General features: G+C 44.7%; 25 protein-coding genes and 1 pseudogene. 4 read left to right on the top strand and 22 right to left on the bottom strand.

Features of this window, described 5'->3' with window-relative positions:
- Nucleotides 1-12: 12 nt before the first annotated feature.
- The 4 genes from HMPREF9708_RS04045 to HMPREF9708_RS04030 all read right to left on the bottom strand — a co-directional run bounded on the left by HMPREF9708_RS04045 (nt 13) and on the right by HMPREF9708_RS04030 (nt 2,421).
- On the bottom strand, nt 13-828 hold the full coding sequence (locus HMPREF9708_RS04045; RefSeq protein ID WP_156798777.1) for a hypothetical protein: 816 nt from the start codon (nt 826-828) through the stop codon (nt 13-15).
- Between the two features lie 120 nt (nt 829-948).
- The gene (locus HMPREF9708_RS04040) at nt 949-1,263 is read right to left on the bottom strand and encodes a PTS lactose/cellobiose transporter subunit IIA (protein WP_006308833.1); all 315 of its coding nucleotides are present in this window, start codon (nt 1,261-1,263) and stop codon (nt 949-951) included.
- A complete protein-coding gene (locus HMPREF9708_RS04035; RefSeq protein ID WP_006308831.1) occupies nt 1,263-1,577 on the bottom strand; it encodes a PTS sugar transporter subunit IIB in 315 nt (104 codons plus the stop codon). Before HMPREF9708_RS04035 ends, HMPREF9708_RS04040 begins: the two co-directional genes overlap by 1 nt.
- Before the next feature lie 355 nt (nt 1,578-1,932).
- Nucleotides 1,933-2,421, bottom strand: a complete 489-nt coding sequence (locus HMPREF9708_RS04030; protein WP_006308829.1) for a hypothetical protein — start codon at nt 2,419-2,421, stop codon at nt 1,933-1,935.
- Between the two features lie 168 nt (nt 2,422-2,589).
- On the opposite strand from HMPREF9708_RS04030, the pseudogene HMPREF9708_RS08290 reads away from it, so the two are divergent.
- Nucleotides 2,590-2,813 (top strand): annotated as a pseudogene (locus HMPREF9708_RS08290) (transposase); the annotation flags it as partial.
- 134 nt (nt 2,814-2,947) lie between these two features.
- Here HMPREF9708_RS08290 and rpsI read toward each other — a convergent pair.
- Both rpsI and rplM read right to left on the bottom strand, forming a co-directional pair.
- On the bottom strand, nt 2,948-3,340 hold the full coding sequence (gene rpsI, locus HMPREF9708_RS04025; RefSeq protein ID WP_006308828.1) for a 30S ribosomal protein S9: 393 nt from the start codon (nt 3,338-3,340) through the stop codon (nt 2,948-2,950).
- An 11-nt stretch (nt 3,341-3,351) separates the two neighbouring features.
- A complete protein-coding gene (gene rplM / locus HMPREF9708_RS04020; protein WP_006308826.1) occupies nt 3,352-3,795 on the bottom strand; it encodes a 50S ribosomal protein L13 in 444 nt (147 codons plus the stop codon).
- 222 nt (nt 3,796-4,017) lie between these two features.
- Here rplM and HMPREF9708_RS04015 point away from each other — a divergent pair, with 222 nt between their 5' ends.
- Nucleotides 4,018-5,292, top strand: coding sequence for a BaiN/RdsA family NAD(P)/FAD-dependent oxidoreductase (locus HMPREF9708_RS04015; protein ID WP_006308824.1), 1,275 nt, complete (start codon nt 4,018-4,020; stop codon nt 5,290-5,292).
- 102 nt (nt 5,293-5,394) lie between these two features.
- Here HMPREF9708_RS04015 and HMPREF9708_RS04010 read toward each other — a convergent pair whose 3' ends face one another.
- From HMPREF9708_RS04010 to HMPREF9708_RS03995, 4 genes are all read right to left on the bottom strand, one after another.
- Nucleotides 5,395-7,314 (bottom strand): LysM peptidoglycan-binding domain-containing protein, encoded by a 1,920-nt coding sequence (locus HMPREF9708_RS04010; RefSeq protein ID WP_006308822.1) that lies wholly within the window; start codon nt 7,312-7,314, stop codon nt 5,395-5,397.
- A gap of 265 nt (nt 7,315-7,579) precedes the next feature.
- Nucleotides 7,580-9,199 (bottom strand): chaperonin GroEL, encoded by a 1,620-nt coding sequence (groL, locus tag HMPREF9708_RS04005; RefSeq protein ID WP_006308820.1) that lies wholly within the window; start codon nt 9,197-9,199, stop codon nt 7,580-7,582.
- Between the two features lie 60 nt (nt 9,200-9,259).
- Complete coding sequence (locus tag HMPREF9708_RS04000; RefSeq protein ID WP_006308818.1) at nt 9,260-9,526, bottom strand: co-chaperone GroES; 267 nt, start codon at nt 9,524-9,526, stop codon at nt 9,260-9,262.
- A gap of 168 nt (nt 9,527-9,694) precedes the next feature.
- Nucleotides 9,695-10,351, bottom strand: coding sequence for a redox-sensing transcriptional repressor Rex (locus HMPREF9708_RS03995; RefSeq protein ID WP_006308815.1), 657 nt, complete (start codon nt 10,349-10,351; stop codon nt 9,695-9,697).
- Nucleotides 10,352-10,600: 249 nt separating this feature from the next.
- On the opposite strand from HMPREF9708_RS03995, the gene HMPREF9708_RS03990 reads away from it, so the two are divergent.
- Complete coding sequence (locus HMPREF9708_RS03990; RefSeq protein WP_006308813.1) at nt 10,601-12,574, top strand: ABC-F family ATP-binding cassette domain-containing protein; 1,974 nt, start codon at nt 10,601-10,603, stop codon at nt 12,572-12,574.
- 187 nt (nt 12,575-12,761) lie between these two features.
- Here HMPREF9708_RS03990 and tsaD read toward each other — a convergent pair whose 3' ends face one another.
- The 7 genes from tsaD to lepB form a co-directional block, all read right to left on the bottom strand.
- On the bottom strand, nt 12,762-13,781 hold the full coding sequence (tsaD, locus tag HMPREF9708_RS03985; protein WP_006308811.1) for a tRNA (adenosine(37)-N6)-threonylcarbamoyltransferase complex transferase subunit TsaD: 1,020 nt from the start codon (nt 13,779-13,781) through the stop codon (nt 12,762-12,764).
- Nucleotide 13,782: 1 nt separating this feature from the next.
- On the bottom strand, nt 13,783-14,241 hold the full coding sequence (rimI, locus tag HMPREF9708_RS03980) for a ribosomal protein S18-alanine N-acetyltransferase (RefSeq protein ID WP_006308809.1): 459 nt from the start codon (nt 14,239-14,241) through the stop codon (nt 13,783-13,785).
- Nucleotides 14,238-14,816 (bottom strand): GNAT family N-acetyltransferase, encoded by a 579-nt coding sequence (locus HMPREF9708_RS03975; RefSeq protein WP_006308808.1) that lies wholly within the window; start codon nt 14,814-14,816, stop codon nt 14,238-14,240. The genes rimI and HMPREF9708_RS03975 overlap by 4 nt, the downstream gene beginning before the upstream one ends.
- Nucleotides 14,797-15,573, bottom strand: a complete 777-nt coding sequence (gene tsaB / locus HMPREF9708_RS03970) for a tRNA (adenosine(37)-N6)-threonylcarbamoyltransferase complex dimerization subunit type 1 TsaB (protein WP_006308807.1) — start codon at nt 15,571-15,573, stop codon at nt 14,797-14,799. The genes HMPREF9708_RS03975 and tsaB overlap by 20 nt, the downstream gene beginning before the upstream one ends.
- An 87-nt stretch (nt 15,574-15,660) precedes the next feature.
- The gene (locus HMPREF9708_RS03965; RefSeq protein WP_006308806.1) at nt 15,661-16,188 is read right to left on the bottom strand and encodes an acyl-CoA thioesterase; all 528 of its coding nucleotides are present in this window, start codon (nt 16,186-16,188) and stop codon (nt 15,661-15,663) included.
- A 14-nt stretch (nt 16,189-16,202) separates the two neighbouring features.
- Nucleotides 16,203-17,660: a proline--tRNA ligase gene (gene proS, locus HMPREF9708_RS03960; protein WP_006308805.1), complete on the bottom strand. Its 1,458-nt coding sequence runs from the start codon at nt 17,658-17,660 to the stop codon at nt 16,203-16,205.
- Between the two features lie 257 nt (nt 17,661-17,917).
- Nucleotides 17,918-18,526 carry a signal peptidase I gene (lepB, locus tag HMPREF9708_RS03955; protein ID WP_006308804.1) on the bottom strand — a complete coding sequence of 203 codons (609 nt, stop codon included), beginning with the start codon at nt 18,524-18,526 and terminating at the stop codon, nt 17,918-17,920.
- A gap of 231 nt (nt 18,527-18,757) precedes the next feature.
- On the opposite strand from lepB, the gene HMPREF9708_RS03950 reads away from it, so the two are divergent.
- Nucleotides 18,758-19,525 carry a class A sortase gene (locus tag HMPREF9708_RS03950; protein ID WP_006308803.1) on the top strand — a complete coding sequence of 256 codons (768 nt, stop codon included), beginning with the start codon at nt 18,758-18,760 and terminating at the stop codon, nt 19,523-19,525.
- A gap of 200 nt (nt 19,526-19,725) precedes the next feature.
- Here the strand turns inward: HMPREF9708_RS03950 and HMPREF9708_RS03945 are convergent, their stop codons facing one another.
- The 5 genes from HMPREF9708_RS03945 to HMPREF9708_RS03925 form a co-directional block, all read right to left on the bottom strand.
- Entirely contained in the window at nt 19,726-20,211 is a 486-nt protein-coding gene (locus HMPREF9708_RS03945; protein ID WP_006308802.1) for an LURP-one-related/scramblase family protein, read from the bottom strand.
- Between the two features lie 268 nt (nt 20,212-20,479).
- Complete coding sequence (phoU, locus tag HMPREF9708_RS03940; protein WP_006308801.1) at nt 20,480-21,136, bottom strand: phosphate signaling complex protein PhoU; 657 nt, start codon at nt 21,134-21,136, stop codon at nt 20,480-20,482.
- A 185-nt stretch (nt 21,137-21,321) separates the two neighbouring features.
- Nucleotides 21,322-21,900 carry a xanthine phosphoribosyltransferase gene (locus HMPREF9708_RS03935; RefSeq protein ID WP_006308800.1) on the bottom strand — a complete coding sequence of 193 codons (579 nt, stop codon included), beginning with the start codon at nt 21,898-21,900 and terminating at the stop codon, nt 21,322-21,324.
- A 1-nt stretch (nt 21,901) separates the two neighbouring features.
- Nucleotides 21,902-23,239: a nucleobase:cation symporter-2 family protein gene (locus HMPREF9708_RS03930; protein WP_040447769.1), complete on the bottom strand. Its 1,338-nt coding sequence runs from the start codon at nt 23,237-23,239 to the stop codon at nt 21,902-21,904.
- Between the two features lie 222 nt (nt 23,240-23,461).
- Nucleotides 23,462-24,754 (bottom strand): LysM peptidoglycan-binding domain-containing protein, encoded by a 1,293-nt coding sequence (locus tag HMPREF9708_RS03925; RefSeq protein ID WP_006308798.1) that lies wholly within the window; start codon nt 24,752-24,754, stop codon nt 23,462-23,464.
- Between the last annotated feature and the right edge of the window lie 166 nt (nt 24,755-24,920).

Below are 24,920 nucleotides of genomic sequence, written 5' to 3'. Positions count from 1 at the left end.
CCCTTCCCACGCTTAATTCTTCTCTTCTTGCATCAGCTTCCAGATCGAAGTCGACCGCAGTTGATAGTCACATAATTCCAACATCCAATCGCGCGACACCTCCACATGATCATGGTGGGCTAGTGCTTGTAATTGCCGGTAGAGGGCCCTTCCCATCTGAGCCTTGCTATAAGACTGGCCGCAGTGTAAACATTGACAGGTCTTACGCTTAATCTTGAGGGTGTATGACTGACAATTTAAACACCGACATCCCTTCTTCAAGCCCTGCCAACATGCCTCGTCAACCATTGGGAGTTCTTCCTCAAGCGGCTGACGGTAGCGGTTAAGCACTCGGTGGTATTGGTAGACTTTATCGCCACTCACAAAAGGAACTTGCGCCACGAGATCATGGACATGTGACTGGAATAAGCGTTGGTTCCACGCAAGAATTTGTTGGGTAAGGGGGTTCCTAACCACTCCTGGATGGTCTTCATTAAATTGATCATGATGGACTTGAATCTTCCGATCCAAAGAACGGGCTAAGTCTTTCAAACGCGCCAAACTCTTAACAAAAGCTTCCTTATGACGATTCGAGTTAAGCGCAGAGCCTAATAGAGGCTGCCAATCAATGGCCCACCAGACATGATCGGCCACCACTAATAAATCAACTTGAATTGGTCCATAATAATCCATCGTCAAGTTCGAAATCAAATCAGAATAGCTAGGTAGCTGACTTTGAAAGCAAGCGATCAAAGAGTCCTCAACTGCCTTGATGGCCTGGTGAGTCCGCCATTCCTGAGTCTGAAGTGACTCATTATCTAATAAACCTCGATAGTACAATTCATTCAAAGTCTCAAACCGTGTGATTTCTTGCTTTATAAGCCATCCCTCCTCGATCACTTACACATTTAACCGACCTCTAGAATCTTGCTACAAGACAAAATAAGCTCGGAAAAAGACCCTCCGAGCCTAAGCTAAACGCTGATATAAATCGATCAGCTCTTGTGCAAAATCACGTACCGTCATGGCATTCATCAAATGGTCTTGCGCATGCAAAAGCAAGAGTGATAGAGCCACCCTTTCACCGCCAGCTTCTTGCGTCAATAAGTCGGTTTGAGCTTGATGAGCCAGCCTAAGCGAAGCCTTTCCCTCATCAAATTTATCCTGAGCTTGGTCAAAGTAACGGTTCTTAGCAAGCGCGATCGCCTCCATAAACTTGCTACGGGCATCCCCACTATTCGCAATTAGGACCATGGCGACCTGGTTGATTTCATTTTCTTCCATTAAAGTAGTGTCTCCGCATAAGTCAGGACATTCTTACCATTAGCTAAGCCATAGTCATCCTTATTAATCACCCCAACATTGATGCCTTGAGGAGCACGGGCCTTTGAAATACTATTCTCCATATAGGCAACTTGAGGACCTAATAATAAGACATCCACTTTCTCTTGATCCATAATCGCATTGGCCTCATCCATGGAACAAGCATGGAAATCATAGTTCAATTCTTGGTCTTGCACTATTTTTTTTATTTTATTGACTAACATGGTTGTTGACATTCCGGTACCACAAGCTAATAAGATCATTTTTTTACTCATTCATACCCCTCCGTGTAACTGCTTACTTATTCTGCCTTCATCTTATAATACTATTGAAACGTTTTCAATGAGTTTTTTTCTTGTCTCAAATTTTATTGCATGGATAAGGTTCAGTTAGAGGGCCATTGGCCCGTTTAGATAAATTGACTAGCTGATACAGCCGATTTAATCAGGATTATACCCACCTCTTAAAAAATAAAGATGAACGACACCAAAATGACCAAACTAGAGTGAGCCTCACTCCAAAATCCGAAAATAGGGATTGATGGATTCAATAGCTAGTCCCTACTAAATTGTTTATATTATGTTACATAGTCACATCACTAGTACATTCCGCTAAGAATATGGACATAAACTAATCTGTTTTCAACTTTGCATAATCATTAACATTATTTATGTACTCATCTATAATTTCTAAAGATTTATTTATATTCTCTTCTTCAAATTCATTAACTTGTCTTATGGTATTGTCTTTTTGAAAAGATACATAATTATAATCTTTTAATTTATTACATATTAAACAAAGTTTACTTTTAGTAAATTCTAACACTCTGATATAAAAGAATTGTTCTTCCGAATTCAAAAACTTCAATTCTTCATTTTTTAAATAGCTTAGTTTTTTACCCATTGATTCTATTTTATCAGTAATGCTTTTTACATCAATGCTACCACTCTTAGCATCTTTCAAATTTTCCTTAATCGGAAGTATATATATTTTTATTATTAGATTCTTAAAATCGTTTTTCCTCTTTAAACTCCTCAAGTAAGTGTATATTCCCTTACATAAGGGAGGAATTAATCCCAATAAGAAACCTATTAATATATTTATTTGTGCTTCGGTCATATTATTATCTCCTATTCAATTTCACGAATTCAATTAATCTCCCACAAGCGACTCTTAGTAATTGAACTGTACAACTACCTTATTCTCGTGGATGTTTTATCAGAGGATTTCTTTGAGAAAATTATTTACTTTACCAAGAAACATTCAACACTTGATAGCTAATATAAAGGCTTCGAAGATGCTTTACATTATACAATAATTGACAATGATCACAACCGCCTAAAAAGTACCAACCTTTTTTAAAGTCTGAACCAAGGAGTCAGCCGAAGGAAGAGACCATTCGTATCTTCCCCAATCGAGCTTCAACTAATCGATTAATAGGCGCTGTTCTTATGGATCTTCATGATGAATGGCTGATCTCTACAAAAAAATATATTAAGTTGGATCAGTAAGAAACCGATAAGACATTGTATAGTATTTTACACAGGATTATGGACTTGACTATATTTTCTAAATGAGTCCTAAACCAAAAGACACCCCATGGTGTGAACCATGAAGTGCTTGAAACATTGATATAACAATAATATTAACGTTTTGAGAATTGTGACGCTTTACGCGCTTTCTTAAGACCTGGTTTCTTACGTTCAACCATCCGTGGGTCACGAGTTAACAAGCCAGCGGACTTGAGTGCTGAACGGAAGTCAGGATCTACATTTAATAGGGCACGTGCGATTCCATGACGGATTGCTCCTGCTTGGCCTGAGAAGCCACCACCGCGAACATTCACGATGATATCATATGAGCCAAGGGTCTCTGTAGCGTTGAAAGGTTGCTTGATTACTTCGTGTAAGTGGGCAAATGGAATGTACTCTTCCAATGTCTTACCATTTACAGTAAATTCACCCGTTCCAGGTACTAAACGTACACGAGCTGATGAATTCTTCCGACGTCCCGTTCCTAAGTATTGTACTGTAGCCATTTAATCCCTCCTTAAATAATCGTATTAATATCAATTGCTTGCGGTTGTTGAGCTGCATGTTGGTGTTCAGATCCCACATAGACGAAAAGTTTAGTGAATTGCTTACGTCCTAAGCGATTATCTGGAAGCATTCCCTTAACAGAACGTTCAATTAAACGGGTTGGCTTCTTATCACGCATTTCACCAGCAGTGGTTACACGCATACCACCTGGGTGTCCTGAATAGTCATAATATTTCTTGTCTGTTACTTTCTTACCTGTTAAAGCGACTTTCTCTGCATTGATCACAATGACAAAGTCTCCTGTATCTACGTGAGGCGTATAGGTTGGTTTGTTCTTACCGCGCAAGATGGACGCAACGGCTGCTGAAAGACGACCTAATGGCACATCTGTCGCATCCAATAGGACCCAATTGCGTTCAACTTCGTTCTTTTTAGCCATATATGTTTGACGCACGTTATTTTCCTCCATTATCTATCTAGTTGTTTACGGTTACTAAGAGTTTCCGGGGCTCTTTAGTGGGGTAAACAATACCGTTCATCATAATACCGAAAATAAAAGGACCTGTCAATCACTTTTTTGGCTGACGGGATTGTTTGGCTGTCTTTTTCGATCAGGCCTGTCTTCCTAATTCTCTGCCCTTCTATGCTATAATCGATAACAAAAGGAGGAAAGTCCATGTCTAAAGTCGACTATGATGTCATCGTAGTAGGAGCCGGAACATCCGGTATGATGGCAGGTATCCATGCCGCGATGAATGGGGCCCGTGTCCTAGTCATCGAAAAGAACCAGAAGCCAGGCCGTAAGTTGATCCTGACAGGTGGAGGGCGATGTAACGTAACCAACCGGTCTTCTCGGGATGATTTAATCGCCCATATTCCAGGAAATGGCAAGTTCCTTTATTCGACCCTGGATCAATTTGACCAAGAGGACATTATGCACTTCTTTATCGACCGGGGAATTCCCCTAAAGGAAGAGGACCACGGCCGCATGTTCCCCGTCACAGATTCTGCCCGAACCATTCGCGATTGTCTAGTCGCTGAATTAAGTCATTTACAAGTCGACCTCCGCCTAGATGACCCCGTAGCCCAGATCAATTATGACCATGTCCACAAGCATGTCTCGGGGCTTACCACTCGTCGAGGGCAGACAATCACTGCCCACTCCGTGATTCTAGCTGTGGGGGGCATGGCCTATCCTAGAACAGGTTCCCAAGGCGATGGCTACCAGTGGGCAGAGGCTGCTGGCCATACCTTGACGGACTTTTATCCGACGGAGTCCCCCTTGCTATCAAATGATTCGTTTATCCAAGACAAAACACTCCAAGGGATTTCTCTGCGGGATGTGGCAGTCACCTTATGGGATGACCATGATAAAGCGATTGTCACGCATCGGATGGATATGATCTTTACTCACTTTGGCTATTCGGGGCCAGCCATCCTGCGCTGTTCGGGGCATGTTAACCAATTTCTCATGCACAATCAGGCAACCACTGCTCACCTGACCATTGACCTGGTCCCGGACCGCAGTCAGTCAGATCTGATGGAAGAAGCGGACGCCCAGCGTAACAAGCAGCTGGTGACCCTCCTTAAACCCTACCTTCCTGAGAAATTGTCCCACTTAATTCACCAGCAAGTCAACATCCCGATCGGTAGCGCTTATAAGCAAATCGACCACCAACAAATAACCGCCTTGTGGCAGCGCATCAAAGCCTTTCCCATTACATCTTACGGGAGCCAGCCGATCGCGAAAGGCTTTGTCACGGGTGGCGGGGTTCACTTAAAAGAAATCGTCCCCCAAACTCTCCAGTCTAAGCTCATGGCTGGCCTCTTCTTCTGTGGTGAGATCTTAGACATCAACGGCTACACAGGAGGCTATAATATTACAGCCGCTTTTACGACCGGTGCTGTTGCCGGCCAGCATGCTGCTTGGCATAGCTTGGCCCGTCAATAACCAGAACACAGCATTCATGAAATAGAAAAGATCCCTTTCCATTCAAACGGAAAGGGATTTTTATAATAGATTTGATCAGCGAGCCACATGTCATTCAACCATCTATTCGGCTGCTTCTGTCGCTTCGGTTGTCTCGTCTGTATCTTCGCTTGTTTCTTCAGCTGCTTCTTCCTTATCGGAAGCGGTATCGGCTTCACTTTCAGCGGCCTTCTCTTCTTCCCCTTCATAGACCTTAGGGTCCGAAACAATGAGCAAGCCATTCACAATCATGGTCTCTGCTGGAAGTTTGTTCCACTCGCGCAACTGGTCAATTGACAAATCATATTCCTCAGCAATTACTTCCAAGGTCTCACCTGGTTGAACTTGGTGGTAGGTTGGCATTGGATTAGAGACTGCTAATTCTTCGCCGATATAGATCACATTATCCAACAAGCCATTCCATTCACGGATCGCTTCAACAGAAACTTGGTGGGCTTCTGCAATAGAATCTAAGGAGTCCTCGGCTTCAACCGTGTAGAGGTCTGGCTTAGCCTGTGGATGAGTTACAACAAGCTCTTGTCCTGGTTCAATGGCTTCTTCGTCCTCGAGTTCACTCCACTGACGAATCCAACCGGGCTTCACATTGAAGAGATCTGCCAAGCCGTCCAGGTCATCCGTCCGCTTCACCAGGTAATGAACCGGATAAGCATCCTTCAAAGGCCGTACTTGTCCATAGCGAGTCACCGCTTGACTAGGATCTGATAGGTAGAGAATATCACCCGCTTGGACTTCAGTATTCAGTAATTTGTTCCAGGTGCGAACGTCGTCCATAGAGGCATCATATTCTGCAACAATCTCCTCCAGCGTCTCCCCCTCCACGACCTCATGGGTCACTAAGTCAATCGATTCGGGATCTAAAGCCTTAGTCTGAGGATCCGCTAAGTCTTTCTTTTTCTTAGTCGCTGTTTGCGGAATCCGTAGGCGAGTCACCTTGTTCTTGTTCTTTTTCTTGTCAGACGGACGACTTTCAGAGTCTGATGATTCGCTCGTCGTTTCCTGATTTGTTTGAGAACTTGCTTGGGTTGTGGTTTCAGTTGGTTCATTTGTTTGAGAACTTGGTTGGGTCGTGGTTTCATTGGGTTCACTTGTTTGACTTGGACTTTGCCCTTGACTCGGATTGGTGGATTGAGATGGATTAGGGGCCGGTGTATAACCATTACTTGTCGGCAAGTAGAGGATTTGACCCGGATAAATCATCGTAGATGACAGTCCGTTATAGGCCATTAGCTGTTCGTATGATAAACCGTAGGCCCGGGCAATATCGTAGAGGGTCTCACCAGGAGCGATCGAATGACTTCCTGCTGACGTGGAATCATTGCCTCTTGGTGATTGACTAGGTGGTGTTGGATTAGGAGTGATTGAAGAAGTTCCACCTTCCACGATCGCAATCCGATCACCTGGATAGATCAAGTCCGTCACTAAACCATTCCAAGCTCTCAGTTGAGCAACCGTCACCCCGTAGGTAAAAGCAATACTGGAGAGGTTGTCTCCTGGCTGGACCAAGTGGGCCGTCCCATTCGAAGAAGTAGGTGGCTGAGGCGCAGGAGCCGTCGTCTGGTTCACAGCTAAGACATCCCCCACATGGATGTAGGTGGAGGTGATGCCATTGAGGGCCATCAGATAATTCACACTCATTCCGTATGCTCGGGCAATATCATAGAGCGTATCGCCAGCTTGGACCCGGTAATAACCTGAAGAGTTGACGGGTCCATTGTCACTTGGTGGGTTGACCGCTTCCCCCTCACCCTGAGATCCTGCTTGGATGAGAATTTGGTCCCCCACATCTAAGTAGGAAGAAGAGCGGCCATTGAGGGCCATCAAGTAATGGTAATCTAAGCCGTAACGTTGGGCAATATGATAGAAGGTATCGCCCGGCTGAACCGTATAATATGTCTGGGCCAGAGGTTTAGCAGCACCCATGAAGGTCATCGCCGTTAACAAGGCAATTCCTGACTTTGTCAATAATTTGATTTTATTTTTCATGCTATTTCCCCCTATACATTAGCATCTATTTCCGTAAGGCTAGTATACCATGTTCCCTTTAGGTCATAAAGTAATTGTCCTTAATTGATTATTGCTGCTCATCCAATCTATCATTTCATCTTTCTCGAACTAGCAAAAACTCGCTAGCTCTCGCCTGGCGAAGGATTAACTGGGAGAGCCATAGACTAAACGTAGGAGATTGTCTTCAATTAAAAAAAGAAAAATGACCTAGTCTTAAAAGACCAGGTCATCATTCATATTAAACTTACATCATCCCCATGCCGCCAGGTGCACCGGGCATTTCTGGTTCATCTTTTGGAATTTCAGCGACAATTGCTTCAGTTGTCAGTAAGAGAGCAGCAACAGAAGCGGCGTTCTGTAAAGCAGAACGTGTAACCTTGGTTGGATCCACAATTCCTGAAGCAATCATATCTTCATATTGGTCAGTTGCTGCATTATAACCGGTTCCAGCTTGGGCATTGAGGACTTCATTGATGACCACAGACCCTTCCTTACCAGCATTCTCAGCAATTTGGCGAATAGGTTCTTCTAGGGCACGAACCACGATCTTAACACCGGTCGATTCATCGTCGGTCTCAGATTCTGTAGCTGCAACTTGGTCTTTAATGTTAAGGTAAGCTGTACCACCGCCTGGTACGATCCCTTCTTCCACAGCTGCCCGAGTAGAGTTCAAGGCATCTTCGATCCGTAACTTGATTTCTTTTTGTTCAGTTTCAGTCGCTGCTCCGACCTTGATCACGGCAACACCACCGGCTAACTTGGCTAGACGTTCTTGTAATTTTTCTTTGTCATAGCTTGAAGTGGTCTCTTCTACTTGAGACTTGATTAAAGTCACACGGTCTTGGATCGCGTCGGTTGACCCTGCTCCTTCAACGAGTGTTGTGTGATCTTTGGTCACCACGACTTTGCTTGCAGAACCTAAGTGGTCTACAGTCGCATCCTTTAATTCAAAGCCTAATTCTTCTGATAAGACAGTTGCTCCAGTTAGAACCGCAATATCTTCGAGCATCGCCTTACGACGGTCACCAAATCCAGGCGCCTTAACCGCCACAACATTTAAAGTGCCCCGTAACTTATTAAGTACCAAGGTTGGTAGGGCCTCACCTTCCACATCTTCCGCAATCAACAGAATTGGACGACCTGATTGCATAACAGATTCTAACATAGGTAAGACATCTTGAATGTTTGAAATCTTACGATCGGTTATAAAGATATAAGGATTCTCAAGATTAGCTGTCATCTTCTCATTATCTGTGACCATATATTGAGAGAGGTAACCACGGTCAAATTGCATTCCTTCTACAACTTGCAGATCGGTCTCGATTGTTTGAGAATCTTCAATAGTAATGACCCCATCATTACCTACCTTTTCCATTGCATCCGCAATTAATTCACCGATCTTAGGATCTCCTGAAGAAACAGCCGCTACTTGAGCAATCGCTTCCTTAGACGAAACAGGTTGGGATAGACTCTTCAAGGCTTCCACCGCAACCTTTGTTGCCTTGTCAATTCCACGACGGATCCCTACAGGGTTAGCACCTGCTGTGACATTCTTCATCCCTTCGCGAGCAATCGCTTGAGTCAAAACAGTAGCCGTGGTTGTCCCGTCACCCGCAATATCATTTGTCTTAGAAGCCACTTCTTGCACCAATTGAGCGCCCATATTCTCATAGCGATCTTCTAATTCGATCTCACGGGCAATGGTCACCCCATCATTTGTAATTAAGGGTGAACCGAAGGACTTATCGAGAACGACATTCCGTCCTTTAGGTCCCATTGTTGTCTTAACGGTATTCGCTAAAATATCGACCCCACGTAAGAGGGCTGTCCGTGCGTCTTCTGAAAATTTTAATTCTTTTGCCATATTCATGCTCCTTCTCTATCTATTTGTTCTCAACCTGGTCCCTTAAACAGAGACAGGGAATTATTCGATCACTGCTAGAACTTCTTTTAGGTCAATAATCACAAATTCTTGACCGTCGTCTTTTACTTCAGTCGCTGAGAATGATTTGTAGATCACTTGGTCACCGACTTTAATTCCATCTTTATCTTCAATCTCAGAACCAATGGCGATCACTTCACCGATTTGTTGCTTGTCTTGAGCAGAGCTTGGAAGTACAAAGCCGCTAGCTGTCGTTTCTTCGGCTTCCTTTGCTTTTAATACTATTCTTTTTGCTAAAGGTCTTAACATGTTATTCCCTCCATTTAATCGTTGAGCTTTGATTTAAGCGCTGATTTAGCACTCAAGATGATCAAGTGCTAATCACATTGATTATAATAGACCATCTTTGACCAAATTGCAAGCGAAATCGTCAGCCCAAGAAAAAAAGACGCCCAGACCGCTCAGCGGCCAGGCATCTTAGTGGTCATCCTGCTTGAGTTGAGGATCCAGTTCATCTTGGTTAATAAAGTAGATCAGGGTCTGCAATTCATTGGTGAGGTCGACATTCTGAATGCGAACTGATTCGGGTGCTTCAAATCGCAAGGGCGTAAAGTTCAAGACGCCTTTAATCCCAGCTGCAATCAGTCGATCCATAATCTCATCCGCAAATTCTTGGGGAACGGTTAAGATAGCAACCTCAATCTCTTGAATCGCCAATTGGGCTTCTAGTTCATCGATCGAGTAAATTGGAATACCCGCATGGACCGTGCCTACCAGGTCTGGGTTAACGTCAAAACCTGCCCCAATCCTAACATTATTAGACTTACGGAAATTGTAATTCAAGAGGGCATTACCTAGCGAACCAACACCAATCAGTGCAGTTGTCACCAATCGGTCCTGATTGAGCGCCTTACTAAAGAATTGCAGTAAATATTCAACATCATAGCCGTAGCCCCGTTTGCCGAGTGCGCCAAAATAAGAAAAATCCCGTCGGATAGTCGCGCTATCCACCTTAACGGCTTCGCTCAATTCAGTGGACGAGATCCGGGACTTGCCTGCATTATGTAAAAAACGTAAATAGCGATGATAAATTGGCAGACGTTTAGCCGTCGCTCTTGGAATTTCTTTTACCATCATTCAGCCCTCCTTCATGCATCCCGCCTATGCACTTGATCGGGAACGCCTTGTGTGATTCATCACAATAGTTTTAATTTTAGTATATCATCATTTCTTTATTCTGCCAATTATTTATTTGTTCTTTTAATGATTGTGTCAAATGGAAGTGATCATGCCGTACTGAAAGGCAAATCAAAGATCTCGTGACCTATTATCATCACTTATTTAATGGTATACTATCCCCGATATTGTAAAGGTGGGCTAGCTATGATCTTATTACAAGCAAATAATGTCAGTCGACGTTTCGCAGACCAGACCCTCTATCAAGAGGTCAACTTCAGCATTCAAGACCGAGACCGAATTGCCTTAATTGGTCGCAACGGGACAGGGAAATCGACACTCATTAAACAAATTATGAATGAAGAACCGATCAATGACGGAGCCTTCTCACGCGCCAAAGGACTGAAGATTGGTTACCTGGAGCAGCATGTCGCCCTTCACTCAACCCAGTCCATCTGGGATGAAATGATGAGTGTTTTCAGTGAGTCTTTGACTCTCAGACAAGAAGCCATCCAGGCTTCTCAAGCTGTCGCTGACCTAGCAGACCAAGGCCAATTTGACAGCCCAGCTTATCAGGAAGCCATCCAGCGGTATGACCAAGTTCAGCTCGCACTGGAGGAGAAGAATGTCTACCAAATTGAATCTGACGTCCGGACCGTCCTTCATGGCTTTGGCTTCAAACCAGAAGACTACCAAACACCCGTCAACTCCCTATCAGGGGGACAGAAGACCCGACTGGCCCTTGCCCAAATCCTTCTTAAGGATTATGACTTACTGGTCCTGGATGAGCCAACCAACCACCTAGATGTGGCCACTTTAACCTGGTTAGAACAGTACTTATTGTCTTACAAGGGAGCGCTTCTAATTGTGTCACACGACCGTTACTTCCTTGATAGGGTGGTGAATCAAGTCTTTGAGATGCGCCACCACCGACTTCATCTCTATAAAGGAAATTATTCCGACTATATTGTTGAGAAAGAAGCCCGACTAGAAAAAGAAATGAAAGAATACCTCAAACAGCAGACCCAGATTCATAAGTTGGAAGACTTCATTAAAAGAAATATCGTCCGCGCTTCCACGACCAAACGCGCTCAAAGTCGCCGCAAACAGCTGGAAAAGATGGACCGGATTGAAAAGCCTAAACAAGACGCAAAGGCGCCTCGTATTCAATTTACCAGTGGCAAGGAGTCCGGAGAACGCGTCCTGGATGTTGAAGATTTGTCCATCGGTTATCAAGCCCATCAACCCCTGGCTCAGGCCATTCAACTTGAATTAAAGAAGCAGGATGCGATTGCGATTGTTGGGCCCAATGGGGTTGGCAAGACTACCCTCCTCAAGACCCTGCTCCACCAACTTCCCCTTCTCCAAGGAACATTCAAATGGGGGACCAATGTCAGCATTGGTTATTATGATCAAAATGTCAACCAACTGGATGAATCTCGAACAGTCTTAGAAACCTTGTGGCAAGCCCATGATACCACCGATGAATGGCAAATTCGATCCATCTTAGGATCCTTCCTCTTCTCAGGCGATACTGTCGACAAGAAAGTCAGCATGCTCAGCGGAGGAGAGAAAGCCCGCTTGGCCCTGGCCTTATTGGCAACCGAGCATGATAATACCCTTTTATTGGACGAACCAACGAACCACTTGGACCTCGATTCCAAAGAAGTCCTTGAGGAAGCTTTAATTGAATATGATGGCACCCTGCTCTTTGTCTCACATGACCGATATTTTATCAATCGGATCGCCACCCAGGTAATTGAAATCAGTCCCGAGGGGTCGACCCTCTACCTAGGAGACTATGATTACTATTTGGCCAAGAAGGCCGAAATGGAGGCATTTAACCAGGAACCAGATGCGACAGACCAAAAGTCCCTCTCCCATCATGAAAGCTCCCCGAATGACTATGAAGTCAATAAGAGGATCCGAAGCGACTATAAAAAGCTGCAAGCAAGTGTCGAAGCTGCTTGGGCAAGGAGTGAAGCGATCGACCAAGCGATTACCAACCTGCATGAGGAAATGGCACAAGCCGCTCAAGAGAATGACCAAAACCGCTTGCTTGACCTTGACCAAGCCCTAAAGCAGAAACAAGAAGCCGCCCAAGAAGCCATTGATCACTGGGAAGAGGCCGCACTGGCCCTTGAAGACTTCTTAGAACGCTATCCCCACCTCGCTCCTTAAGACGCTTAAGAAGAGAGGCCGGGGGCGTTCATCCCGTCAAAAGCCACTCTATAGACACGCAACCCTCTATCTGGCTGGCCTCTATCCTTAAATAAAAACCAAAAGACACCGACGATTGAATCGTCAGTGTCTTTTATTTTTTTGTTGTGAGTCATTTAAGGCGAAGGCTTGTCAATGGAAAGTTTATTCACTTGAGCATCAAGCCTGGCCGCGCATTAAAGGACAAGTCTGAATAGGTTCCAGCCCTGAAGAGAGGTTCAGCAGCCGCCCCAATCATAGCCGCATTGTCCCCACATAAGGATAAGGGAGGGATTAAGAGGTCAATATCGGGGTAATCCGTATCAAACAGTTCTTGAAGGCCAGATCTCAAGCCTGAATTTGCTGCCACACCCCCTGCTAGAACAAATTGTTGGATAGCAGGCAATTGGACAAGGGCCTTTTGAACCTTACCAAGGACGATGTCGACCACCGCTGCTTGAAAGCTGGCAGCCAAGTCTTCGCGCTGAAGGGTCTCCCCTCTTTGCTGAGCATTATGGACCTTATTCATGACATTGGACTTGATTCCCGAGAAGGAGAAATCGAGGTTCTCTTCATAGAGCATCGACCGAGGGATATCATAAGCTTGAGGATTTCCCTGATGAGCCAGTTCATCCATGAATTTTCCTGCTGGATAGGGGAGGTTGAGCAGTCGTCCGACCTTGTCATAGGCTTCTCCGACCGCATCATCCTGGGTCTCGCCAATCACATGGTAGTCCGCTTCCCCCTCCATGTAGACAAATTCTGTGTGCCCACCCGATACCAGTAAAGCAAGTAAGGGAAATTTCAAGGGTCTCAGAAACCGCCCTGCATAGATATGACCGGCCAAATGATTGACTGGAATGATCGGCTTATTATAGGCAAAAGCTAAAGTCTTAGCGGCAGTAATTCCAACCAACAAAGGGCCAACTAAACCAGGACCTTGAGTCACCGCAATCGCATCAACTTGCCCCACACTTTCTAGTCCAGCCTCTTCTATGGCCAAGTCAATCACTTGTGTAATCTGTTCGACGTGATGACGGCTAGCCACCTCTGGTACAACACCCCCGAATCGCATGTGACTCTTTACTTGAGAGGCCACAATATTCGAACGCAGCTTGTTCCCATCTTGTACAATTGCCGCACTCGTCTCGTCACAAGACGATTCAAGAGCTAGAATGATTGATTCCATCTTACTTCTCTCCTTCCTCTACTTGGTATTGCAAAAGGATCCCATCTTCGGATGGGGCATGGTAGTATTGCGGCCGTCTCCCGATAGGTAGGAAGCCTAGTTGATCATATAAGCCAAGGGCCGCTTGGTTACTCGCACGCACTTCTAAATAGACTGCTTTAATAGCGTCATGGGTCATTTCTTTTAGGGCTGCTGCTAATAGCTGACGGCCTAAGCCTTGGCGGCGGCAGGCGGGAGCCACCCAAAAATAATTGATCGTCGCCTCATCAACCACCTGGTGCCAACCACAATAAGCATAGACCTGACCAGCGCCCTGCAGGACCATCAACCGGGTCAGGGGATTCATCAGGTCGGCCCGGCTGGCTTCCAAGGACCAATTAAAGGTTTGATTCGATTGGCAGACCGCTTCTTCAATCACAGCAGGGATCTCTGGCGCCTGATAATAAACACTTTCAATCATTCGCTAAATGGCCATTCTCTTAATGAACATCTTAAGAGTAAGGCCGTCTCCCCACTTTCCTCATAGTAGAATTCTTTACGAGCCACTTGTTTGAAGCCAAAACGATAATACAGTCTTTGCGCACGGCAATTTGATTCCCTAACCTCTAATTCAACCGCCTTCTTGCCTAGGACTTGACTGGCCCTCAACCAGACTTCTAATAGATAGGCCCCTAATCCTTGTCCTTGCCAAGCAGGATCAATGACTAGATGACTGATGTGACTGCACCCCTCAATAAACCGCCCCGTCACCATCCCAATGATCGGACCCACTTTGCTCGCTTCTAAGACGATATAAACCCCATGGCGATTTAACCGCCAATCTCTTTGAAAGTCTTCTAAGGACCAGGCTACATATCCTTGATAGCCACGTTCCTCCAGGGCCACCATCTCGACGAGATCATCAAAGACTGCTATCCGAGGAGAGATGCTCCCCCCAAAGCCTTCAAGAGCCGGATAGTTTGCCAACCAGCAAGCTAATTGGTTCATCGCTCGATGATTAACCGAATGAAAGGACTTATGACAAATTGGTTTCATTAGTTTGTTCCACATATTTTTCATGTTTATTTATCTCTTTTGCATTTCTTTGAGCCCACTCTTGTTCCGCCAAGGTTAAATGAGCATAGAAGGGGGTAAAGGTATCAATATCCTGGACCTCTTCATGGGGTACTATTAGAGCAGACCGAGTATCGGGCCAAGCGTGATGCCCAGTGATCACATGGTAGGGAAGTAAAGAAACGAGCTGGTCCTTAACCAGGTCAACCAAGTCCCATCCATCGGTCGTGATGAAGACTAAGCAGCTTCGGTTACAGGTCGATTCAAGTGCAGGGCAAAGGGTCGATTCAACCCATTCTTGCCAATCCACATGTTGGTCTTCGACCAGCTGGACCAATTGACCCGCTTGCCATTGGTAAGCGCCCGTATAGGCGGTTCCCCGTCTCGCATCCATCAGTGGCACTAAGATCAGGTTTTCACCAGGATCTTGAATCTGACCTGCCATCAAGGCCAAGCTGGAACAAGCATACAAAGAACACCCCAGGTTCTTGGCCCAGACTTTGGCCATGGTCGCTCCTATTCTCAATCCCGTATAGGAACCAGGCCCCTGTCCGAGATAGAGGGCATCCAGTTGACTGGCTTGCCATTGGGCCTGGTCTAATATCTGGGCAACCTGGTTGAGCAAATGCTCACCATGCTGCTTAGTAATATTAGAACTCCGACTAGCTAATAATTCCCCTTCTTGAAAAAGGCTCAAAGATAGGGTGGAAGTCGAAGTATCGAGTGCTAAACATTTCATAATTGATTCCTTCCTATGGTGCATCATGCATCCATCATGCCTAAACTCGCTCGCCTGGATGACCGATCTCTCAAGTAATTAGGAATTTTACTCCTCAGTTAGCCAGGGTTGATGGATATTAATCTCTTGGTTGAAGCGTTGGTCTGCTTCTTTAGCTGCCAGTCGTCGTTGCCGCCTTTCTTCATAGCCAGATGTAACGAGAATTTCTTCTGGACTTTCAGCCTTAATACCAGGCGCAATCACCTTTTGGCCGTTCTTAGGGACAGTCACGAAGGTTAAGAAAGCCGTTGCCGCCAGGTAGCGCTCGCCTGTTTCTAGCCGCTCACCAATGACCTTGACAAAGACTTCAACAGAGGTCGTTCCAACACCCGATACATAGGTTTCGACACAGGTCGAATCGGAGAGTTGTAGAGGACGAATAAAGTTCAAACTATCCATCGAAGCTGTTACACAGAGTGAGCGCGTATGTCTGGAGACGGAGATTGAGGCACAATTATCAATGAATTCCATCAGCCGTCCGCCAAATAAGGTCTGGTGCATATTGCAATGACTTGGCAAGATCCGATGGGTCTGAATGGCACGCGTTTGACGACAAAGCTTGATAGGTCTCTCCACAGGATCACTCCTTCTTAATAAGCACGAGCTAACCAGACTGTATGGCAGGCTGGCTTCCCTGTCACAATACACGTGTCCTTACGTGGCAAGGCATTGTCCCCTTCAAAGTACCGGTCAAATGGAATATTACGTGTTGTAAAGCCTGTGCGCTCCTTAATGAGAGCTTCCGTTTCTTCCGTTCCATCCCATCCTGCTAGGACCCAACCAGGTACTTCGTTCGCTTCCTTCTTAGCTGCAATATGGGCTTCCAATTCCTCCAAAGTCTCAATCTGGGTATAACAATTCGCCTGGTTCATTTGCCGCGCTTTATCTAAGAGACGCGTTTGCATGGCTTCTAATTGGGCTTCCACTTCTGCCACAAGGTCAGTGAAGCCGACCGCTTCCTTATCTTGTAAGTCACGAGCCTTCATGATGACCTGTTGATTTTCAATATCTCGTGGTCCAATTTCGATCCGCAAGGCGGCTCCACGTAGCTCCCACTCATTAAACTTATAACCTGCAGAATTATCGCTGTCATCCACATAGGTGCGAATTCCCCGGTCACGAAGCGCTTGATTCAAGTCTTTAACTTTATCAAGGACTTCTGGTAATTTCTTCTTAGGTCCCACTGGAATGAAGACCACCTGTTGAGGTGCGACTGCGGGCGGTAAGACTAAACCTTGGTCATCGGAATGGGTCATGATCATTGCACCAATCAGACGGGTGGAGACACCCCAAGAAGTTGTATACGCATAAACATGTTCATTGTCAGGGTTTAAGTAGCGAATGTTAAAGGCTTCCGCAAACTTGGTCCCCATGTAATGAGAGGTCCCCGTTTGCACGGCCTTACCATCTTGCATCATGGATTCGACGGATAAGGTCTGAACTGCTCCAGCAAAGCGTTCGGAAGGGGTCTTTTCACCTTGGAAGACCGGAACCGCCAACAGGCCTTCAATCATCTCTGCGTAGATCTCAAGCATCTTTTGCGTCCGCTCTTGGGCTTCTTCAGCGGTCGCATGGGCAGTGTGCCCTTCCTGCCACAAGAATTCAGATGTCCTTAAGAAAGGAAGCGTCCGCTTCTCCCAGCGAAAAACATTAGCCCACTGGTTAATTTCATAGGGAAGGTCTCGATAGGAATTGATCCATTTGGAGAAAGCATCTCCAATCATAGTCTCTGAGGTCGGTCTCAAAGCAAGACGTTCTTCCAATGGCTCTCCCGCTGCTTCTGTCACCCAAGGTAATTCCGGACTAAACCCTTCCACATGATCCTTCTCCTTATTGAAGAAAGCTTCTGGAATCAGCATTGGGAAGTAAGCATTCCGAATCCCTTCCTCCTTCAGACGTTTGTTAAAATACGCCTGAATATGTTCCCACAGCTCAAAGCCATTCGGCTTAAAAATCATACAACCTCGAACAGGGGAATAATCCATTAAATCTGCTTGCTGGATAATTTGTAAATACCATTTTGAAAAATCTTCTTTTCTCGTTACCATGCTCTTCCTCCTAAAAAAATAAGCCTCCGTCCCATAAAGGACGAAGGTTCAATCATCTCCGCGGTACCACCTTGATTGCATCATTGATTGATGCCAACTCCAAGCGATAAAGGGGCTACCTATCCTAAAAAAATAGCAGGTTCAATCCTTGAGTGGGGAGATACTTGCACCGTCTATCTCTCGCTTAGTAACCATCAAAAATTTACTGATCTATTTGCTTCCAATTATAGCAAGATTGCCCAATAGATCAAGTCCCTTTATTTGCTGACAATGGCGGATTGGTCTTCATTTAATTGATAGCTTTCTAACGACCCAAATTCAGCCAAAGGCCAATAGATAAATGTCGCTTCACCCAACACATCTTCTTCATCAATAAATCCGAAAGATCGACTATCTAAGGAATTGCGTCGATTATCTCCCATCACAAATAATTTACCTTCAGGGACAACCTGTTCCCCTGTGAGTTCTGTCATGTCAAAGTCTTGCGTAAACAATTGACCTTGCCCTTGCTTATACTCATCCGCCTTCTCTTCTAGGTAGGGCTCCTCCATCTCCTTGCCATTAATCAAGAGCCGATCGCCCTTGCTGGCGATTGTATCCCCGGGCAAGCCAATGACCCGTTTCACGTAGAGCCGGTTGGGGTCCTCCTCTCTTTGAAAAGGTTCAGGAAAGATGACAACATCAAATCGGTCGATCTTGCCTAGTTTCCACATCCATAAGCGCTCGCCATCCTCCAGCGTATGCTCCATCGACGACCCATCCACTTGGAAGGGTTGGGCCACCCAATTATAAACCACAAAGAGGACACCCAGCCAAACGCACAGATATAAGATCCAACTTAATAATTCTTTAAAGAAAGCTTTCATTCTTTGATTTCTCCTCACTTTTCGATTACCCTACCATCATATAACGATTCGGTTCATTTTGCACGTATGAAATTGCGAGACCATCGACTCCTCCTGGTTAATGACTTTTTTGTGAACAAACTCCCTAGTATTCTAGATTTTTTAAGTGGATCGTACCATTTATTCAAAAAGAATGATAGAATGAAACTATTAATTGCTCAATTTAAATCAATATTATCTATGGAGGATCTTATGGCTCGTAAACAACCTGCTGTTAAACCGACACGTTCTAGCCGTCGCAAGAAAAAAGGAGGGAAGTTCTCAACCTTTATCGGCATCCTGCTCATTCTAGTAGCAATCGCCCTCTTTGCCCTCAACCCGATCAAGAACTATCTCATCCAGACCAACTCCGCTCGGATCACTGCGGGAAATTTAACCCGGGAGCAAATCCTCGCCAACCAACAAAAGGATGTCACCTTCGAATTCAATGAAGTCCGTTCAATTGATCCTGTTCAAGTGATCGCCAGTGGGGTCAATCCAGACCACCTACCTGTAATCGGTGGGATTGCCATTCCGGATTTGAATATCAACCTCCCAATTAATAAGGGAACTTCCAATGAAGGGATGTACTTCGGGGCAGGCACCTTAAAACCTGACCAAGAAATGGGGAAAGCCAACTATGTCTTATCGAGTCACCACTCGGTTGACCCTAAACTTCTCTTTGCCCCACTTCTCAATGCTAAGAAGGGACAAACGATCTATCTAACGGACTTAGACAAGATCTATGTTTATGAGATCTATAATGTCATGACCGTTCCAGCTACCCAGACCTCGGTGATTAATGATACCTCCCAAGCAATTGTCACCCTCGTCACCTGTGATAGTCCTTCTGTGACTTCCAACCGCGTCGTTGTCCAAGGAGAACTCAAAGAGACCGTGCCAATTAAAGAGGCAACTAAGGATATGACGGATGCCTTCGGCATCGATCAAACAATCTTTGACCAGGTACCGACCTACTAATGACCTACTAACCGTCTTGTGATTATTTTAAGCCTAGCTCTTTTGAGGGCTAGGCTTTTTTGCTGGACACCAACCAAAAAGGGGTCTTAGATCCAAGTGAACTGCCAGCCAAGAATACCTCCTCTCACCCAGGTCTTAAACACAAAAGACGTACTAACAGAAAAGCCACACGCTCAAGGAGGTGTGGCTTCATTGATTGACTAGTTTGATTCTGCTTGATCCATCGCCATATCGATCGCTAGGATGACCGCAACCACTTGCACTGGATCAATTGTTTCATCCTTAATATTAAACTCAAAGGTATCAGACCAGGCGAAGAATTTCTTGCGAACTTCAACGATCACATGACCGCGGTGGTCACGAATTTTGTAATCATGTTGGAAAATATTCCCTTCAATCTGCCAGTTCAAGCCAGACACCACATACTTAGGTCTAAAGAGGGTTATCTTCTTGCGAATGGTACAAAAGTGTTGGCCCTGGTAATAAACCTTCATGGTCGGTGTAAAAGCGATGACTTGCTGGTCCACTTGACAGACAGCTTCTCCTGTCTGGCCATCCATAATTTTCATCTTGCGACCAAGGGTTAACCACTTACTCGCCACCCGATAAACCGCCTGACCCTCACTATCATAAATATCAAAATCTTCTTTGAGTGACCAAAATTTCTGTTTCATATAGAGTTTCATAGTAGGTCCTCCTTTACTTCTATTCTATTGTAACATTATAACGGAATGAAGGAATCCGTCTCAAGTTATAAAAACGCTAGAAAACGCTTGTCAAAGCAAAATAATAGTTTCTCCCTTCATTCAAAGCTAAATGTCCTCAATTCATTAAAACTTAATCCTAATGAATCAGGAGGCAAAAAAGGCAGACCCAGGCTCATTAAAGGGGCCAATTTAATTTGCGGTTGGCAGTTATAAAAAAAGCTAGAGAAAACTCTCTAGCTTCAGGCATTTAGTTCAAGACCATCATGGCACCTGTCTGACAATAGACAATATGTTCGCAGATGTTGGTCACATAATCGCCCATGCGTTCAACACTGGTTGCTACATCAATTAAATAGATGCCTGGTAAGACAGCCTGCTCATTCGAGCGCATCTGGTCCGTCGCAATATCAATCGTCTGAACGAATAATTGATCGACATCTTTATCCTTCATGGCGATTTCACTGGCTTGTTGGATATTCTGATCCGCAATCACATGCTGAACATTCCCATACATGGCTTGTGCTAAATCCATCATTTGGTTGACTGACTGTAGGATCGATTGGCAAGTAGACAAATCAGGCTTATTCCGTTTGATTCGTTTTGCAACCATAGCAGCATGCTCTGAGATATTTCGCATCTCATAGCTAGTGTTCCGCAAGGCAAAAATCAACCGCAAATCTGCCGCAACCGGCTGTTGGAGTGCCACAATACTATAGGATTCCTGCTCCACTGCAGCCACTGCTTGGATAATTGCTTCATCAGCAGCCAGAATTTGGTCAGCCATTTCAAGATTAGATTCATTAACAGCCTGTTTCAAGATCTGCAATTGACCAGAGACCTGGTCTCCAATTCTAATCACCTTGTTTAATAATTCTTCTAAATTTTTATCAAAATTTGAGCGCATTTTTCTCCCTCCATTCTTTCTGAAATATCAGATGATAATTTATATCCTATTATGATACCTGAAAAATAAGCCATTGTCAAGCCGCTAAAATGATGAGCCTAAACGATATATTTCACTCAGCGCTGACTATAAGAATAAGCCTAGTCTTTAAAACTAGGCTTATCAGAGAAGTATGATGAAAGGATTTAGGATTCTTCAACAAAGATAACTTGATCTTCTTCAAAACCAGCAATCCGGGCTTGACTATAGATCTCAATGCCTGCCTGTCGGTGTTTCTTTCCGCCCTCTTGGAAGGCCTTCTCAATCCCAATGCCGACACCTACGACTTCTGCACCAGCTTGCTGGCATAAATCGAGCAAACCGTTCAAGGCTTCTCCTCTTGCCAAGAAGTCATCAATAATAAGAACTCGATCTTCAGCCGTTAAATAATGCCGGTCAACCATGATATCATAGGTCTTCTTCTTGGTATAAGAGGTAACCCGACTCGCATAAACATCCTCACCCAAGGTCAATGAAGAGATCTTCTTGGCAAAGAGTACAGGCACCTTCAGAAATTGAGCCGCCGCAAAGGCCATAGGAATCCCAGAGACTTCTAAGGTCAAAATCTTATTGATTCCTTGATCCTTAAAATGCTGGTAGAAATCCTCTCCCATCGCTGTCACAATCTCAGGGTCAATCATATGATTGATAAAGTGGTCTACTTTTAAAATATTACCTGGTAAAACCCGTCCTTCTTGGCGAATTTTCTCTTCCAATAATTTCATCTTATTCTTCCTCTCCCTTTGGTCGTCGATCAACTAATATAATATTCAAGATCAAGGCTACCAAAGTTCCAGTCGAAATTCCAGAAGAAAAGACCATTTGTAATGCCTTAGGTAAATTCGCTAAGATTTCAGGACGGACAGTTACCCCAATCCCCATAGCGAAAGATAAAGCAATAATTAGTAATTCACGATCCCCTAAATGAATTTGAGAGAGGGTCTTGAGTCCTTGGGCAGCCACCAAGCCAAACATAATCACCCCGACACCACCTAGAACAGGTGTTGGCATTACTGCGATTAGGGCTGAGATCTTAGGGAAAATTCCAATCAAGACTAATAAGATCCCTGCAAGAATCATCACATGACGACTGGCTACCTTCGTTAAGGTAATTAAACCAACGTTCTGCGAGAAGGCTGTGTTTGCTCCACCACCGAAGACTCCTGAGATCATGGAGCCAACACCGTCGGCTAAGACCCCAGCTGCAGCCCGTTCACTTGAGACCTCCGCTTGAGAAGACTCACCAATAGCAATCATAATCCCAACTGTCCCAATCGTTGATACAAGATAGGCTGGGACAAAGGCTAGCGTTGAAGCCAGATCAAATTTAATTCCCTCTTGAAAAATTTGCGGTAAGGAAATCCAAGCCGCTTCCTGGACAGACGCTAAATCAACCATGCCCAAGGGTAAACAAATGATATAACCAAAAATCATGCCTAAAAAGACGGAAGCTGTACTTATCATCCCTTTCCCATAGTGGTTCAAGAAGAGGGTAAAAAGCATCACAATCGCGGCAATGGACAAGTTCCGTAAAGAACCATAATCCGCTGCACCAAATCCTCCAGCAGCCCAATCGACCGATACAGGTAGCAGTGTAATCCCAATTAAGGAGACCACAATCCCTGTAATAAGGGGTGGGAAGAACCGCATTAAGGGTTTGATAAATCGACTTAAAATAATTTCTACAAAGGATCCAGAAATTGTCGCCCCGACTATCCCTGCTAGGCCAAATTGAGACCCAACTTGAATTGTAGGGTTCACAAAGGTAAAGTCTGTCCCCATCATTCCTGGTAACCGCGATCCGATAGGTCCGATTCCTTTTGATTGGATAAAGGTAGTAATTCCAGAAGCAAAAATAGTAGCAGAGACCATGGCACTGGTTTGCGCGACACTAAAACTCAAAGCTGTTCCGACAACTAATGGAACCGCAATAATCCCGGCAAAGGCCGCTAAAATATGCTGAAAAGCTAATAATAATGAAACAGATAAGTTCGGTTTGTCTTCTAGACCATATAATAGTTGCTCCTTAACCAGGGGTTTGTTCGAAGTTGTTTCCACTGACATTCTCCTTTTCTTTGATTGATTTCAAGCCTATCATAGCACATATACTAGCTTGCAGAAGAAATATTTGAATTTTTAAGGAAATATTTCATTATTCGTTCGTGTTTTCGGCCGAAACCCTGCTAGTTAAATAGCTAATCGTCCTAACAAGTCCCCAAACACAAAAAAACTGCCCATCTAACACCTAAGCGTGATGGGCAGTTTGACTATTTCATAATTTGATGACTAATTGAATGAGACGTGAACATGGTCAAAGTGGTTGGCTGTAGGATTGCCACGGTCTTCTTGAGGTTTCCAATTATAACCGGTCCAAGACCCGCTAATTCTTTGTTTCCAGATCACATATGTGATTCTTTGGTTACCAGCCTTCATATCCGCTATGGCTTGGGCTGCAATCTGGTCACCTACCTCTGAAGAATGAGGAACCATGAAGTCGATGGCTAACCCTTTACCATGATCGCCGGGATCTCCTGGCCGGTAGCCAGAGAAGTTAGTGATACCATACTGGCTAGCGATCTTATCTCGGTAACTTGCCACATGTGGTTGTAAACCATCTGCTGGGCGTTCGACTACTTGAACAGTCGTTGTGGTCGGCTCAACCACCTCAGCAGTCGTTGTAGTTGGTTCAACGATCTCAGCTGTGGTTGTGGTTGGTTCAACAAGCTCAACTGTTGTCGTGGTTGGTTCAATGATTTCAGTAGTCGTTGTTGGTTCAACCATTTCAACAGTTGTGCTGGTAGTTTCAGTCGTTGCCTGTGGTAATTCCGCTCCACTGGATACTGGTGGGAGCTCTGCTCCATTTGATACTTCTGGCAATTCTGCACCATTGGATACCTGAGGCTCAGCTTCTTGTGGGGTTTCAGCCGCTGGTGCTAGCTGGTCTTGACTTTCAGCCACTGGCTTGTCCTTAGGTTCTACTTGGACTGAATCCGCTCCAGCATTCGTCTGTGGAGAGACTGCAGGACCTTCTGCTTGATCCACTTCTTCATGTGTAGTGGTCGTTTCCTCTACAACTGGGTCAGCCGTTTGGTTAGATGTTGTTGGGTTAAATTCTTCAGCAGGTGCGACAGGAGATACCATTTCAGTTTCTTCAGTTGCTTCAGATGTTTGGTTAGTAAAGTCCACCACTGTTTCGGACCCTGCAGGTTCAGAAGCTAGGTTAACTGGCACATCAACATCCACTTGTTCACCTTCTGGTGACTGGATAGCCAGTTGGTCAACGTGGTGATAATTATCATATTGTGCAACGATCACTGTTCCCGGGAAAATCAAATCAACATTGTCAATATGATTGATTTCAGCTAAGTAGATCAAATCGACCCCTAAAGCCTTCGAAATGACCCCTAAAGTATCCCCGTATTTAACGGTATAAGCCACTTTGTTCTGTTCATCAACGTGAATATCAGCGGCTACTTGGTCAACGGTTCGTGCTTGCCATCCTTGGGCAGAAACAATGGCTGCTGGACCAAATCCTAAGACTAGGGCTGTCCCAATGAGTAATTTTTTCTTTAACTTCATGAAGCCGTCTCCTTTTCTTATTCATTTATTTTTAAAATTCATAATGATTTGATTTTAAATACTTTATTACTACATGACTCATTCTAAAGTCTTAGTGAGGGAACGACAAGCCCTTCTTCAGCTTTTTAAATCATTTGATAAGGGCTTGTAATATTAAGGTAATATT

Origin of the sequence: Facklamia languida CCUG 37842 (assembly GCF_000245795.1) — a bacterium.
Lineage (GTDB): Bacteria > Bacillota > Bacilli > Lactobacillales > Aerococcaceae > Facklamia > Facklamia languida.
This window is presented reverse-complemented; position numbering and strand designations above follow the sequence as displayed.